The sequence below is a fragment of the Pseudonocardia charpentierae genome, assembly GCF_031845345.1.
Classification (GTDB): domain Bacteria; phylum Actinomycetota; class Actinomycetes; order Mycobacteriales; family Pseudonocardiaceae; genus Pseudonocardia; species Pseudonocardia charpentierae.
On sequence record NZ_JAVREJ010000007.1, the window covers coordinates 12,161 to 25,296 of the forward strand.

Here is a 13,136-nt window from a genome sequence, read left to right on the forward strand (position 1 = left end):
TTGCTGTGATCCGCAGAATGGCGGCGACTCCTCACAGCACCGCAACACGGATGGAAGTGCGCAATGGCACAGCAGACGACCGTCAGGTTCATCGACGACCTCGACGGGTCGGACGCGTCGGGCACCTTCGATTTCTCCCTCGAAGGACGTCAGTACCAGATCGACCTGTCGGACGAGAACGCCGCCAAGCTCCGCGATGTGCTGGAGCCCTATATCGGCGCAGCGCGTAAGGCCGGCGGCCGTGGCCGCACGGCGCGGCAGACGGTGGTGGCGGAAAAGCCGGCCCGGTCGAACCGCGACCAGACGGCTGCGATCCGTGAATGGGCGCGCGAGAACGGCCACCAGGTCAGCGACCGTGGCCGCATTCCGAAGTCGGTCATCGAGGCGTACCAGGCCGCGCACTGATCACCGGCCCTGCCCGTTGCCGCCGAACCGGAGCGGCGACGGGTCAGGGGCGGTCCGTCAGCGATCTGACGTGCTCGGCCACGGCGCCGAGTACGGAAGCGAGCCGTGCACGAACGTCGGCGTCGTCGACGGTGCCGTCGGGCCTGACGGCATCCCGCTTGACCGGAATGCGGATGCAGGCCTGCTCCACGACGTCGGCGTCGACATATCCCAGAACCGTGGCCAACGTCGCCTCGGCGCCTGCTCCCCGGCCGGGATTCCCGACATTGATCCACGCCACCGGGGTGCGGTAGAGCTCGCCGCTTCCCACGAGCCAGTCGATCGCATTCTTGAAGCTTCCGGGCAGCGTCCCGGCGTACTCGGGCGTGCAGAACACCACGGCGTCGGCCGACGCCAGGAGGAATCGCAGCGCGCTCACGGCGCGAGGTGGTTCGGCGTCGTCGTCCGGAACGAAGGCGGGGACGTCGACGAGACGGTCCCAGAGAGTGGCGGCGACGCCGGGGATCTCCAATTCGGCAAGGGTGCGCAGCGCGGCGGTGTTGGTGGACCCGCTTCGCGTGCTTCCCGAGATGAGGACGACGTTCACCGAGTCGTCAGGCGTGGCCATCGGTGACCGACCCTCTCATCAATCGCTCGATCCGGACCGAGATCATGGTTCCGGGGTCAGGAACCGGGCGGGAAGCCTCCTGTGGCGATCGGGCCCCAGCGGTCGATGGTGACGCGGATCAATGACTTGTTCTGCCGGTGCATCGCGGCGCGGTAGTCGTCCCAGTCCGGGTGCTCGCCGGAGATGGAACGGAAGTACTCGACGAGGCCGTCGAGTGCTTCCGGCATGTCGAGCACGTCGGCGTGGCCGTCGATGTGGACGTAGGGGCCGTCCCAGTCGTCGGAGAGCACGCAGAGCGAGACCTTCGGGTCGCGGCGGACGTTCGCGGTCTTCGCGCGCTGGGGATAGGTCGAGATGACGATCCGTCCTGCGGCGTCGACGCCGTACGACAGCGGTGAGCTCTGAGGGCGTCCGTCGCTCCGGGTGGTGATGAGGACGGCGCGGTGGCGGGGCCGGATGAACTCGAGCAACTCGGGGAGTTCCACCCGCTCGGCTTGGGCGATGCGCGGCAACGTCTTCTCCTGGTCCGGCGAGGGTGAGTACGACGAGTGTCCACCTCTGCCCACGTCACCGACGTCTGGGCTCCCAGATGCCGCCGAGGCCTGCAGCGACGATCCGCGCGAGATGCCGGACGTGGCGCGGCTCGACCAGGAGTGCGTTCGTGCCCTGGGCCGACACCGAAGAGCACGACGTAGCGTCGGGCCACCTGCTGGGCGAAGGCGCCCTGCTCGAGTTTGTGGCCCTGCACCACGTCCTTGGCCTTCGTGCCCCGGCCGGCGATCGGTGTGCTGTGCACGGCGGTGTGCAGCTCGCGGGCGATGTCGACGGGATCGGCGTCGCCGCGGACCTGACCGACGGGAGCGGCCTTCCCGGTCTGGCGGAGATGGTCGGCGGCGGACTGCTGGTACTCGTCGGGCAGCCCGACATGGTGGCCGAACTCGTGCGCCGCGATCTCGGTGACGTCTTTGACGCCGTCGATGAAGTAGTGCGCGGCGTCGGTCTGACCCGTGCCCTTGACGAGCGTGACGGTGTTGTCAGCGGGCGAGGCCTCGGTCGGCTGGAAGTCGATCTCCACGGGCGGCCGGGCGGCCGCCGGGGGCACGGGAGACTCGGCCGCGGCGAAGACGTTCCACACCGTCCGGATCCCAGAGAGGATCTTCCCGACCTCGGTCGCCTTGTCGTCGACCGGTCGCGCCGGGTCGTTCTGGAAGTCGTAGGTCACGCGGGCGGCGAGTCTGGCGGGGGCCGTCCGGTCCGGCTCCAGAGCCCAGTCGAAGCCGGAGGGGGTCGCGAACTCCTTGCCCCGCGCCTTGTCGGGGGTGCCCTCCTGCTGCACCCGGCCCGCCCCGGCGCCGGGCACGAGTCGGTCGAGTGCGGCCCACGTGTTGAGGCCGACCTGCCCGTCGACGACGAGCGGGGGGTTGGCCCGCTGGAACGCTCGAACGGCCGTGTCGGTGGCGGCGCCGAAGACGATCGCGTCCGCCCCGGCGAGGGCAGGACCGACGGGGAGTCCACCGCCGACGCCGACCGCGTTGAGTTTCTCGTGCAGTTCGGAGACCGCGGGACCGTGTGACGTGAGCTTCACCGTGGGGTGGGTCGGGACGCCGGGGCGTGGCTGCGGTGTGGGATCAGCGGGGCCGAGCCCGGGAACGGGGCTCACCGAGCCGTCGGGCTGCAGGACTCCGCCGGGTGCCTTCACGTCGAGCTGCGCCCACGTGGCGGCGTCGAGCGTCCCGGACGGCGTCACGCCGTTGGCCGTCTGGAACTTCCGCACCGCGAGTTGTGTCCGCGATCCGAACTCGGCGTCGATCTTGAGTTCGGGCGTCGTTCCGAGGACGTTCAGCTTCTGTTGGGCGACGCCGACCTGCTGGTCGATGTCGCCCAGTCGGAAGATCGGGCGGGTGGTGGCCGCCGGCGCGGTGACCACCTGGCGCGCCGCTATGAGCCCGGCGACGGCGGCGTTCCCCGCTGCCCGCTGGAGCTGCAGGAGCCCGACCGGCGGTCGGGCGACGGCGGACGCCGATCCTGGCTGCGCACCCGGGCCGACCGCCAGAATGATTGCGCTTTCGGGCAACTCCGTCGACCGCACCAGCGGGAGGGGGGCCAGGGTTCAGCCATGGACGAGCGTGTGCCGGGTGGCAACGGGATGAACGGCGCCGAGGCGCTGCTGCGCACCGTTGCGGCCGCCGGCGTGGAGGTCTGCTTCGCGAACCCGGGGACGACCGAGCTGCCGCTGGTGACGGGGTTGGATCGGATACCGGAGATCCGGGCCGTCCTCGGTCTGTTCGAGGGGGTGTGTACCGGGGCGGCCGACGGCTATGCCCGGATGGCCGGCAAGCCGGCGTTGACGCTCCTGCATCTGGGCCCGGGTCTGGCCAACGGGCTCGCGAACCTGCACAACGCGCGCCGGGCCGGCTTCTCGGTGGTGAACCTGGTGGGGGAGCACGCAAGCGGGCATCGCCCGCACGACCCGGCGCGTGTGCGCCAACCACGGCTACCGCATCCTGCAGTTCGAACTGGCCCGGGCCGGGCAGGAACGGCTCGGCCCGGCTGCCGCGGCCCTGACCGACCTCGGCGGTCCCGGGATCGACTGGGTGAGCCTCGCCCGGGGCCTCGGCGTGCCGGCCAGGCAGGTCGGCACCGCCGAGGAGCTCACCGCTGGCCTGGAGTGGGGCTGGCCGAGTCCGGCCCGCACCTCCTGGAGGCCACGTTGTGACGTCAGCGGTACTCGAACGGCCCGACGTCGATTCGTCCGCCCTGAACGCGCGCGGCGCCGTCGACGTCCGTGGTCAGGCCGGTGCTGTTCGGTGTGCTCCCGGCACCGACGACGGTCGGCTTGGCCCGGCTCACGCTGTCGCGGTAGAACGTGGTGAAGTCGGTGGGCTTGACCGGCGGGTAGGAGACGGTCGTCGACCGGGCGAAGGCGTCGTGCGACGACTTGACGGCCGGATCGACCAACGTGCGGTTCGCGGTGTTGTCCGCCGGAGTGCCGTCGATGTACCGCGAGCCGCTCGTCGCCCGCACCAGCACGCTGTTGCGGACCTTGACGTTGGTCGACCGTTTGCCGCCGCCTCCGGCGTTGGTGAAGTTCAGAACGGTTCCCTGGACGCCGGCGACGTAGTCGTTGTCCATGGTGATGTTCGGGATGCCGGTCATCTCTATGGTCTGCCAACCGTAGGTCTCGCAGACGTTGCCGCGGATGACGTAGTCGTGCAGTTCGGCGGCGTTGCGCAGGTTGTTCTGGGCGATGAAGCACTGGCCGGTGACCCGGACGCAGTAGTTGTTCTCGTACAGGATGTTGCTCGAGAGCCGCGGTGAACCGCTGGCCTGGTAGGACTGGTAGCAGTCGGAATGCGGCGAACCGGCACTCTTGCCCGCGTTGATGTCGTGAAAGTAGTTGTTGCGTATGACGTGGTTCGTACCCCATGCCCGCATGGCGTCGACGTCGTCGACGCTCTGGGACTGGAAGAGGTCGAACACATTGTTCTTCTCGACGGTGATGCGGTCGCCACCCCACAGGAAGATGCCGAAGTTGTGCACCCCGGTGATGGTGTTCCCGGCGATCAGGACGTTGCGCCCGCAGCCTGCGCTCTGCTCACAGCCGATGGCGTACCAGATGCCGCGACCACGGACGAGGTTGTTGACGATCTTGTGGCCGGTGCCGCTGAACTTGATGGCGTAGTTCGGGTTCCCGAGCGTGCCGCCGACGACGTTGAAGCCGTCGACGACCGCGTTCGAGCCGGTGACGACGATGTTCTTCAGGCTGACCACACCGTTGGCCCGCACCGTCACGGCCTTGTCGACCGTGAGCGTCGCTGTGGAGTAGTTGCCCGGCTTGACGCAGATGACCGCACCGGCACGGGCGTTCTTGACGGCCGTCTGCGGGTTCGTCGCGGTGGTCACCGTGCAGTCGTCGGTCTTCGGGTTGCCTCGTCCGACCGTTCCGTAACGGATGGGCGTGGCCAGCCCGTTGGGCGCCGTGTTGACGGCGCTGTAGTCGCTGTAGGTCGGCAAGGGTGCCGCTTTCGCGGCGGAGCGCGCGGCCGTCGCCGACGTGCATGCCAGGTTCGACACGGCGCGGCGCACCTGGTTGTCCACGAACGCCGCGCCCTCGTCGAACGTGCACGTGACGTCGCCTGCGACGACGACCCCGGCGCGTGAGGCCTCACCCTGGGAGCTGCCCGACCTGCGGGTCAGGTCCAAATCGAGATGTTGCTCCTCGCTCCGGTGCAGAAGGGCGCCGTTGTGCTTCAGCTCGCGGGTACCCGTCAGACTCAGTGTGTAGAACGGCGCGCCGGCAGGCGGCACGACCTGCTGCGCCGTGCCTTTCTCCGTCGTACAGAGTTGGTAGCCGGCCGCATTGACCGGTGTGCATCCCGTGTTGTCGAAGCCCTGTGGCCCCGGCGGTTGCGCCGCTGCGAGGCCGGAATTGCCGAGGGCGCCGGTGACCAACACGAGCAGGACGACAAACGGGCGGGTAATGCGGAGCAAGGAGTTCTCCGAATGGGTACGCGAAAGCGGAGTACGACCGGGGTGCGCGGGGAGATGTGGTGTGGTTCGCGTGCAGTCTGGCCAGCACGCATGCCGTCGGCACACCGGCGCCGTCGGTTTCACCGGATCGTGGCGCGCCGTCGTGTCCACCGGCCTCGGGATCTGTTAGGCCGAATGGCCGTACCGTTCGGCGACGGAGAGAACCTGCAGCCGAATGACCGTGACCTCGGTCGTTCCCGGGCTTCGCGCGAGTCGTTGAGCGCGGCGATGAGACGATCCGCGCAGGTGCCGGTCTTGCAGGCAGCGCCGCAGTTCTCCGGCCACATCCGTCCGACCGGAGTGCCGCGGCACGCACAGCGGCGCGCACCGCTGATGACGCTTCTCGGCGGGCCCGCGCAGAAACGGACCCTCGCGGTCGGGGGGTTGGCCGTCGGTCTCGTGGCCACGCTGATCATGCTGGCTCATCCGCTCCCCGCCTGGTGCGCGGCGATCGCGATCGCGGTGCGGCTCGTCGGCAGCGGTCAGTACGCCGTCGCCGTCGCGCGGAGGCGGGCGCGCCCGAACATCGTCACGTGGTTCCTGTGGGGCGTGACCCCGATGATCGCCGTCGCCGCACAGGTCGACGGCTATCTGCGCCCGGAGGTCGCGGTCACTTTCGTGCTCGGACTCGGCCCCCTCGTCGTCTCCGCCGTCGCGTTCCGCACGGATCGCTCCGCATCCCACCTCACGCCGTTCACGCTGAGTTGTGCCGCTGCGTCGGTCGCGGGGATCGTCGCGTGGCAGGTCACCGACAATCCCGCCCTGGCCATCGCTTCCTGCGTCCTCGCTGATCTCCTTGCGTCGCTGCCGACGCTGCGGAAGGCGTACGGCGCCCCCGAGAGCGAGTACGCACCGCCGTACCTGCTCTCGATGCTCGCCATGCTGGTCACGCTCGGCACCATCGACGGCGGCGACTTCACCTCGTACGGCTTCCCGCTGTACATCCTGCTGATCAACGTCGCGCTGTTCGCCTTCGCCGCGATGCCGGTCGCCCGGATCGTCGCGGGAACGACGGACACCGAACGGCTGGCGGACGTGGTCAGTCCGGCACGCCCGCGGCGGCACGGGATTCCTCCGGGCTACCGACCGGTGGTGCCGTCGCCGCGGTGACCGCGTCCGCTGCGTGCGTTGACCGTGGTCAGCTGATCGTGCGGCGCGAATCGGCCGGGTTTGGTGCCCGGATGGCTCCCGACGATCAGCCTGGTTGATCGTGCGGCGGGTACGGGCGGGACTTGGCGCCTGGATGGCCCCGGAAGATCAGCTTGGTTGATCGTGCGGCGCGTACCGGCCCGCTTCCCGCGCGCGACTCATGGCCCGGGCCCGCGGTCAGTACCGCGGAGCCCCGCGTCCGTGTCCGGGAACGGCACCGGCGGGAAGGACGCCGGGGGGAAGCTGGCCGTTCACGCCCGGGGTGACACCCGCGACCTGCGCGCCGTGCCGACCCGGACGCGCCGTTCCGGCCGCCTGCTGCTGGGCCGCCCGCTTGGCGGCTGCGGCCTTCTCCCGCGCAGCGTTCTGCTGAGCGCGTTGGGCGGCCGCTTCCTTCTGTGCGGCTGCCTTCTGCGCCGCCTTCCGGGCCTCGGCCTGTGCTGCCTTCGCCTGCGCCGCCTTGGCTTGTGCGGCCTTCTCCCGCGATGCCTTCTCGGCGGCTCGCTTCGCAGCCGCCTTCTCGGCGGCCCTCGCCGCGGCGGCCTTCTGCGCCTCGGCCGCCTTCCGGGCTGCGGCCTTCTCCTGCGCGGCGGCCGCCTCCCGAGCTGCAGCTTTCTCCTGCGCGGCGGCCTGCTCCCGCTCGGCAGCCTTCTGTCGCGCTGCTGCCTTTTCCTGGGCTGCTGCCTCTTCCTGAGCGGCCGCCTTTTCCTGAGCAGCGGCCTGCCGTTGCGCCAGGGCCTGCCGTTGCGCGGCCTCCTCCTGCGCGACCAGCTGCTGCTGCGCGGCGGCCTTCGCCTGTGCGGCTGCCTGGCGTCGTGCGGCTGCCTGCTGTTCGGCTGCCCGGTTCGCCGCGGCCTTCGCCGCAGCTGCCTTCTCCGCGGCGGCCTGGTCCGCTGCCTCGCGCCGGTCGGCTTCCTGCTTGGCCGCGGCCTTGTCCTCGGCGGCCTCCTGCTCCGCGGCCCGCTCTTCGGCGGCCTGGTCGTCGGCCGCCTTCCGGGTGGCCACCCTCTGCTCGGCCTCGCGGTCCTGCGCGGCCTGAGCTGAGGCGGCGCGCTCGTCAGCAGCCTTCTTCGCGGCCGTTCTCGCCGCATCTTCCTTCTCGGCGTCTTCGCGAGCGGCCGCGCGTCGCGCGTCAGCCTGCCGGTCGGCCTTCTCGCGCGCGTCCGCCTCGCGGGCCGCAGCCTTCGCCGCGACCGCCTGCGCCGCGAGCCGGCGGAACGCCGCCTGCTCGGCCGCCGCTCGCTGCTCGGCCGCCGCTCGCTGCTCGGCCGCCGCTCGCTGCTCGGCGGCCTGCTCCGCCGCCGTCGCCTCGTTCACGGCCCGCTGCGCCGCGACTTCGTCCACCACGGCTGCCGCGCGCTGGCGGGCGTCGGTGGCAGCGCCGGCCACGGGCAGCTCCGGCGCCGGATCCACGCTCAGGACCGCCGCGCGTGCCACCTGCCGGGGTGGCGACGCGGCGTCGGGCAGGCCGGCCGTGACCCGGGCCGCACTCAGGGCTCTCAACGGAACGGGCGTCCGTCCGGTGGCGACGGCCGTGGCGCTGAGGGCGACCACGACGACCAACGCGGAGAGCCCAACCCGGCTCGCCGCCCTGAGCATGTCGAGCACGTGCGTCCACCGTGCCATCACGCGGTCAAGGTACGGCAGAGCGAACGGCGTTGACCAATTGAAGGAAAACCGCAAAACGTACCGCGGATGGCGGTTTCGCGACGATCAATCATCACATCGTGCGACGGGCAACCTGCCGCCCATGCGGTGGCGGCCGCTCCGGTCCGGATGCCTTCGGTCGTCGTACCGTGATCGGACTGTCGACGGGACGAGGTGAGAGATGATCTTCGAGGGACTGGTGAAGAGTCTCGTGCTGCCTGCGGGATTCCACCCGCCGACCGAGCTCGTCCACGACGACCTGCGGGCCACCGTGCTCGGTCGCGCGGACCTGGACGAGGACGTGCGCGGCATCAACGACAGCCTCGAGCTGATCCAGCGGACCCGCGGCGGCGGGTGGCCGACCGAGGCGGTGACCGAGGAGTTCGATTTCGTCGACCTCGTGTGGCACGAGTGCGAGTTCCGGGAGGGCTACTCGTTCTCCTACGCCGTCTACGACACGGGCGGCGACTACGTGGGCTGCTGCTACCTCTACCCGATCGGCAGGCGCACGCCGCTCTCCGAGCAACTGCTCGCCCACGACGTCGACGTGAGCTGGTGGGTCACGCCTGCAGCCTACGAACGCGGGCACTACGTGACGTTGTACCGGGCGTTGCAGCGCTGGGTCGGGGAGTCGTTCCCGTTCGTCAACCCTCACTACTCCAACCGCGAGATCCCGGCCTGACCCGTGCGGCCCGGCAGACACGATGGGGGGTCGGCACTGCCGGCACGGTCGGGTTCTCCGGCAGCATGACCGCCGATGCCGATCGGCGTCACCTGGGTCGGCTGACTGGAGGCCGCTGCGTGTCGGACGCCGGGGCGACACGGGGCGACGCCTGCTTCGACGTCCGGCTCGACTACGGCGCGGTGGGCGACGGCGGTGCCAACGACGGGCCGGCGGTGCAGGCAGCGCTCACCGCGGCGGGCACGGCCGGGGTGCCGGCCGTCGTCCACCTCCGCGCGGGCACCTACAGCACCGACCGCTGCCTCGACGTGCCCGACAACGTGACCGTCAGAGGCGACGGCATCGGTCGGACGATCATCAAGGGCCGCTCCGGGCTGGCGTCGGTCCGGTCGGTGAACGGCGGATACACCCTGCTCGGCCAGGCGTCGGGCGCGTCGGAGAACATCGCCGTGCGGGACCTGACGGTCGACGCACATCACGCCGGTGTGGGCGTGACCTCGTCGTCGACCTACCGCGAGCATTCGTCGATCGTCGACTTCCGCGGCATCGCCGGGCTGACCTTCGAGAACGTCGAGGTCAAGAACGGCTGGTTCTGGCATCTCACCTCGTGGCACTCGAGTGACGTCATGGTCCGCAACTGCCGAGTCACCGGTCCGGGGACGACCGGGATGTACGACCAGTGCGACGGCATCCACCTCGCGAGCGTGACCCGGGGCAGCATCATCGGCTGCCACGTCGATCAAGGAGCCGGGCAGGACGGCGACGACGGAATCGCGATCCACGTCTTCCCGGGCGACGGCGCCTGCACGGACGTCGTCATCGCGGACAACATCGTCCGCGGCGGCCACCACGGCTCGGGGATAGATCTCGCGAACTCCGACGGCGTCATCACCGGCGTCACGATCGGTAACAACGTGATCTGGGGATGCCGTCGCGAGGGCATCGCGACGAACTGGTTCTCCTCGTTCACCGGCTCCACGCAGGACGTCGTGATAGCGAACAACGTGGTACGCGACTGCGGGGCCGGCATCGTGCTCGGCGACAGTTCGGGAAACGACGCCCCGTACAGGAACTTCGTGGTGAGCGGGAACCTGTGCAGCCGCAGCGGAGGCGCACCGTCGCAGGTGTCGACGGCCAACTCGTCGAACATCAACCTCGTGAACAACTACACCGGCGCGTGACGGTCCGCCGGACCCCGACCGGTTGACGTATTCCCGTATGGGAATACGATCGGCGGCGTGGCACGCGCAGCGACGACGTCGGACGTCTTCAACGCGATCGCCGAGCCGCAGCGTCGGGACATCCTGGCGCTGCTGCGGGCCGGTGAGCGGCCGGTGACCGACCTGGCTCAGGAGCTGGGGATGAGCCAGCCGGGGGCGTCCAAGCACCTGCGGGTGCTCCGGGAGGTGGGGCTGGTGCGGGTCCGCGAGGCCGGCAAGCAGCGCCTCTACGGCCTGGACGCCGGCGGGCTGCGGCCGGTCCACGAGTGGGTCGGCGGCTTCGAGCGGTTCTGGAACGAGAGTTTCGACCGGCTCGACACCTACGTGCAGGACCTCAAGCGGACGGAGGAATGACCGATGGCAGGGGCGAGGCAGGAAGCGGAGCCGTCGACGGCCGACCGGGAGATCGTGATCTCCCGGGTCGTCGACGCCCCGCCGGAGCTGGTGTTCGAGGCGTTCACACAGGTCCGCCACCTGTCGCGGTGGTGGGGTCCGGAGGGGTTCAGCACCACCACACGGTCCTTCGAGTTCCGCGAGGGTGGAGCCTGGGACTTCGTGATGCACGGGCCGGACGGGACGGACTACCAGGAGTGGATCACGTGGACCGAGATCGCCGCGCCGGAGCGGATCGCGCTGCTGCACGGTGAGTCCCGCGACGACCCGAACGCCTTCGAGTCGGTCCTCACGTTCGCGCCCGACGGTGCGGCGACCCGGATCGAGATGCGCACGGTCTTCCCCACCAGGGAACTGCGCGACGAGGCGGTCGAGAAGTACCGCGCGATCGAGGGCGGCCGGCAGACCCTGAGCCACCTGGCGGCCTACGTCGTCGAGATCGTTGCGAAGAGAGGGGAGGGCTGATGGCCGGCAAGGTGTTCTTCAGCGTGTCGATGTCGCTGGACGGTTTCATCGCGCCGGAGTCCAGCGAGGACCTGATGGGGCGGCAGTGGATGGAACTGCAGCGGTGGATATTTCCGACTCGGTTCTTCCGGGAGAACCTGACGATCGGGAAGGGCGGCGAGGAGGGGCGCGACAACGACATCGTGCAGGAGACCTATCTGCGCACCGGAGTAAGTGTGATGGGCAAGCGCATGTTCGACGCCGGCGAGCGGATGTGGCCGGAGGAGGCGCCGTTCCACACGCCGGTCTTCGTCGTGACGCACGAGAAGCGTGACCCCTGGGAGCGGCCGGGCGGGACCACGTTCCACTTCGTCAACGACGGCATCGAACCCGCGCTCGAGCAGGCCCGCGAGGCCGCCGGTGACCGGGACGTCCGCATCGCGGGCGGCGGCGAGACGATCCTGGAGTACGTGAACGCCGGCCTCGTCGACGAGTTCTCGATCGCGCTCTCACCGGTGCTGTTCGGCTCCGGGATCCGCCTGTTCGAGGGCGTGGACGCGGGCCGCGTGGCCCTGGAGCCGGTCCGTTCCGAGGCGTCGTCGCGGGTGACGCACCTGACCTACGCCGTGCATCCGCGGTAGGCGCGAAGGTTCAGCCCAGTGCCGGCGCGATCGTCCGGATGAGCTCGACGACGGTGCGTGCCCCGCTGCGGTCGGGGTCCTGGTCCGGGTCGTAGATCGCCAGACTGAGCCCGGCGCATCCGCCCGCACCGGCTGCCGTCGACAGCAGCGTCGCGAGTTGTGCTCCGGTCAGCCCGCCGGGATCGTCGGCGACGTCGGGCAGGCCCTGGGCGGGGAACTCCACGGGGTCGAGCACGTCGAGGTCGACGTGCAGCCACCAGCGATCTGCTGCCGAGGTCACGTGCTGCACCGCCGCGCGGGCGGTGCCGATCGGGTCCGCGGCGACGTCGTCGACGTCGGCGAGCCAGATGCCGTGGTCGCGGAGCGAGCCGACGTTGAACTGCCGGCGCCAGTCGCGGTCACGCGGGCCGAGCACGGCGAGCCGGTCCGCGGTGAGTGTTCCGCGGCGGTGCGTGAGCGGCCCGCGGAGGAGGCGGCCGGTCAGTCCGAGCAGCAGCCCGATCTCGGTGTTGGCGGCCTCGCCGTCCTCCGACACGTCCAGAGGCATGGTGTCCTCGTGGCCGTCGACGAACAGGAGGCCGCCCCCGAAGGCGGGGACCGAGCCGAGAAGGGTGGTGCAGTCGCCGCCGTACAGCACCGGCATCCGTCCCTCGGACAGCGCGGCCCGGACTCGGGTCTCCACGGCGCCGGTCATCGCGACCAGCGCAGCCTCGTTGATCAGGCTGGTCGCTGCACCGCGTTCCGGCCGGCCTGCCGGGATGTCGAGGTCGCCGCCGTCGTGGACGTCGTGCCCGGCGAACGAGCCGGCGATGCCCGCCTCGCGCAGTACCGCTGATGTCCGGGCCTGGTTCCCCGGCCGTCCGTAGCCGTCGAACGGCACGCCGATCAGCTCGATCCTCGCCATGGCTGGATCATGCCCGGCGAACGAGCCGGCGGGTCTCCAGGAGGGCCGCGACGGCGAACCCGCCGCCGCCCGCGACGGCGAGGACCCAGAACAGGCCGGGCGTGCCGAGGAAGAGGGCCGCGGTGGAGGTGAGACCGGTGATGGCGAGGAACAGTGCGGCGAAGGCGCTGACCCACGAGAGTCCGAGCAGCTTCGCGGAGAGCACGTCGTGTCGGCCGGCGCCGCGCTGAGCCCTGTTGGCGGCGAGAGCAGCGAAGACGGTGCCGGCGGCGAGGCTGATGCCGAGGAGGGTCGTCGGCAGCCAGGGCGGCAGGGCGATCAGCGGGTCGGGCCCCAGTGAGACGGCGGAGGCGCCGTGGCCGAGCACGTAGGCGAGCCCGAAGCTGGTGTAGGCGGCGCGGCTGTCGATGTCGATGCTGCGGGTGGACGCGGGCGCGGCGGGGGAGGGCAGGGTGGCGGTGGTCATGACGTCTCCTCTGAGGTGGGCCTCGGTCGGTGCCGCGGCCGGATGGGG

The 13,136-nt window shown here is 70.5% G+C and carries 13 protein-coding genes and 2 pseudogenes; 8 read left to right on the top strand and 7 right to left on the bottom strand.

Annotated elements, in window-relative coordinates; translation table 11 throughout:
- Nucleotides 1-63: 63 nt before the first annotated feature.
- A complete protein-coding gene (locus tag RM445_RS11990) occupies nt 64-405 on the top strand; it encodes a histone-like nucleoid-structuring protein Lsr2 (protein WP_311556278.1) in 342 nt (113 codons plus the stop codon).
- Nucleotides 406-448: 43 nt separating this feature from the next.
- On the opposite strand, the gene RM445_RS11995 is transcribed toward RM445_RS11990, so the two are convergent.
- The 3 genes and pseudogenes from RM445_RS11995 to RM445_RS32375 all read right to left on the bottom strand — a co-directional run.
- The gene (locus RM445_RS11995; protein WP_311556279.1) at nt 449-1,012 is read right to left on the bottom strand and encodes an NADPH-dependent FMN reductase; all 564 of its coding nucleotides are present in this window, start codon (nt 1,010-1,012) and stop codon (nt 449-451) included.
- A 56-nt stretch (nt 1,013-1,068) separates the two neighbouring features.
- Entirely contained in the window at nt 1,069-1,524 is a 456-nt protein-coding gene (locus RM445_RS12000; protein WP_311556280.1) for a PPOX class F420-dependent oxidoreductase, read from the bottom strand.
- Nucleotides 1,525-1,964: 440 nt separating this feature from the next.
- Nucleotides 1,965-3,101 (bottom strand): annotated as a pseudogene (locus RM445_RS32375) (peptidoglycan-binding domain-containing protein); the annotation flags it as partial.
- Between the two features lie 57 nt (nt 3,102-3,158).
- On the opposite strand from RM445_RS32375, the pseudogene RM445_RS12010 reads away from it, so the two are divergent.
- Nucleotides 3,159-3,482: pseudogene (locus RM445_RS12010) on the top strand (thiamine pyrophosphate-binding protein); the annotation flags it as partial.
- A 248-nt stretch (nt 3,483-3,730) separates the two neighbouring features.
- Here RM445_RS12010 and RM445_RS12015 read toward each other — a convergent pair.
- On the bottom strand, nt 3,731-5,503 hold the full coding sequence (locus RM445_RS12015) for a right-handed parallel beta-helix repeat-containing protein (protein ID WP_311556282.1): 1,773 nt from the start codon (nt 5,501-5,503) through the stop codon (nt 3,731-3,733).
- A gap of 285 nt (nt 5,504-5,788) precedes the next feature.
- Here RM445_RS12015 and RM445_RS12020 point away from each other — a divergent pair, with 285 nt between their 5' ends.
- The gene (locus RM445_RS12020; RefSeq protein WP_311556283.1) at nt 5,789-6,652 is read left to right on the top strand and encodes a hypothetical protein; all 864 of its coding nucleotides are present in this window, start codon (nt 5,789-5,791) and stop codon (nt 6,650-6,652) included.
- A gap of 216 nt (nt 6,653-6,868) precedes the next feature.
- On the opposite strand, the gene RM445_RS12025 is transcribed toward RM445_RS12020, so the two are convergent.
- Nucleotides 6,869-8,320, bottom strand: coding sequence for a hypothetical protein (locus RM445_RS12025; protein ID WP_311556284.1), 1,452 nt, complete (start codon nt 8,318-8,320; stop codon nt 6,869-6,871).
- Nucleotides 8,321-8,519: 199 nt separating this feature from the next.
- Between RM445_RS12025 and RM445_RS12030 the strand changes: the two genes are divergently transcribed.
- The 5 genes from RM445_RS12030 to RM445_RS12050 all read left to right on the top strand — a co-directional run bounded on the left by RM445_RS12030 (nt 8,520) and on the right by RM445_RS12050 (nt 11,718).
- Nucleotides 8,520-9,020: a GNAT family N-acetyltransferase gene (locus RM445_RS12030; protein ID WP_311556285.1), complete on the top strand. Its 501-nt coding sequence runs from the start codon at nt 8,520-8,522 to the stop codon at nt 9,018-9,020.
- A gap of 119 nt (nt 9,021-9,139) precedes the next feature.
- Complete coding sequence (locus tag RM445_RS12035; protein WP_311556286.1) at nt 9,140-10,201, top strand: glycosyl hydrolase family 28-related protein; 1,062 nt, start codon at nt 9,140-9,142, stop codon at nt 10,199-10,201.
- Between the two features lie 57 nt (nt 10,202-10,258).
- Nucleotides 10,259-10,594, top strand: coding sequence for an ArsR/SmtB family transcription factor (locus tag RM445_RS12040; protein ID WP_311556287.1), 336 nt, complete (start codon nt 10,259-10,261; stop codon nt 10,592-10,594).
- 3 nt (nt 10,595-10,597) lie between these two features.
- Nucleotides 10,598-11,098, top strand: coding sequence for an SRPBCC family protein (locus RM445_RS12045; RefSeq protein ID WP_311556288.1), 501 nt, complete (start codon nt 10,598-10,600; stop codon nt 11,096-11,098).
- On the top strand, nt 11,098-11,718 hold the full coding sequence (locus tag RM445_RS12050; RefSeq protein ID WP_311556289.1) for a dihydrofolate reductase family protein: 621 nt from the start codon (nt 11,098-11,100) through the stop codon (nt 11,716-11,718). Before RM445_RS12045 ends, RM445_RS12050 begins: the two co-directional genes overlap by 1 nt.
- 10 nt (nt 11,719-11,728) lie before the next feature.
- On the opposite strand, the gene RM445_RS12055 is transcribed toward RM445_RS12050, so the two are convergent.
- Nucleotides 11,729-12,622 (bottom strand): arginase family protein, encoded by an 894-nt coding sequence (locus tag RM445_RS12055; RefSeq protein WP_311556290.1) that lies wholly within the window; start codon nt 12,620-12,622, stop codon nt 11,729-11,731.
- Nucleotides 12,623-12,629: 7 nt separating this feature from the next.
- Entirely contained in the window at nt 12,630-13,088 is a 459-nt protein-coding gene (locus RM445_RS12060; RefSeq protein ID WP_311556291.1) for an ABC transporter permease, read from the bottom strand.
- Nucleotides 13,089-13,136 lie beyond the last annotated feature (48 nt).

Bases quoted from the DNA above. Each gene is read 5' to 3' on its own strand.
- RM445_RS11990 (WP_311556278.1), top strand. From the start codon at position 64: ATGGCACAGCAGACGACCGTCAGGTTCATCGACGACCTCGACGGGTCG.
- RM445_RS11995 (WP_311556279.1), bottom strand. From the start codon at position 1,012: ATGGCCACGCCTGACGACTCGGTGAACGTCGTCCTCATCTCGGGAAGC.
- RM445_RS12030 (WP_311556285.1), top strand. From the start codon at position 8,520: ATGATCTTCGAGGGACTGGTGAAGAGTCTCGTGCTGCCTGCGGGATTC.
- RM445_RS12045 (WP_311556288.1), top strand. From the start codon at position 10,598: ATGGCAGGGGCGAGGCAGGAAGCGGAGCCGTCGACGGCCGACCGGGAG.
- RM445_RS12050 (WP_311556289.1), top strand. From the start codon at position 11,098: ATGGCCGGCAAGGTGTTCTTCAGCGTGTCGATGTCGCTGGACGGTTTC.
- RM445_RS12055 (WP_311556290.1), bottom strand. From the start codon at position 12,622: ATGGCGAGGATCGAGCTGATCGGCGTGCCGTTCGACGGCTACGGACGG.
- RM445_RS12060 (WP_311556291.1), bottom strand. From the start codon at position 13,088: ATGACCACCGCCACCCTGCCCTCCCCCGCCGCGCCCGCGTCCACCCGC.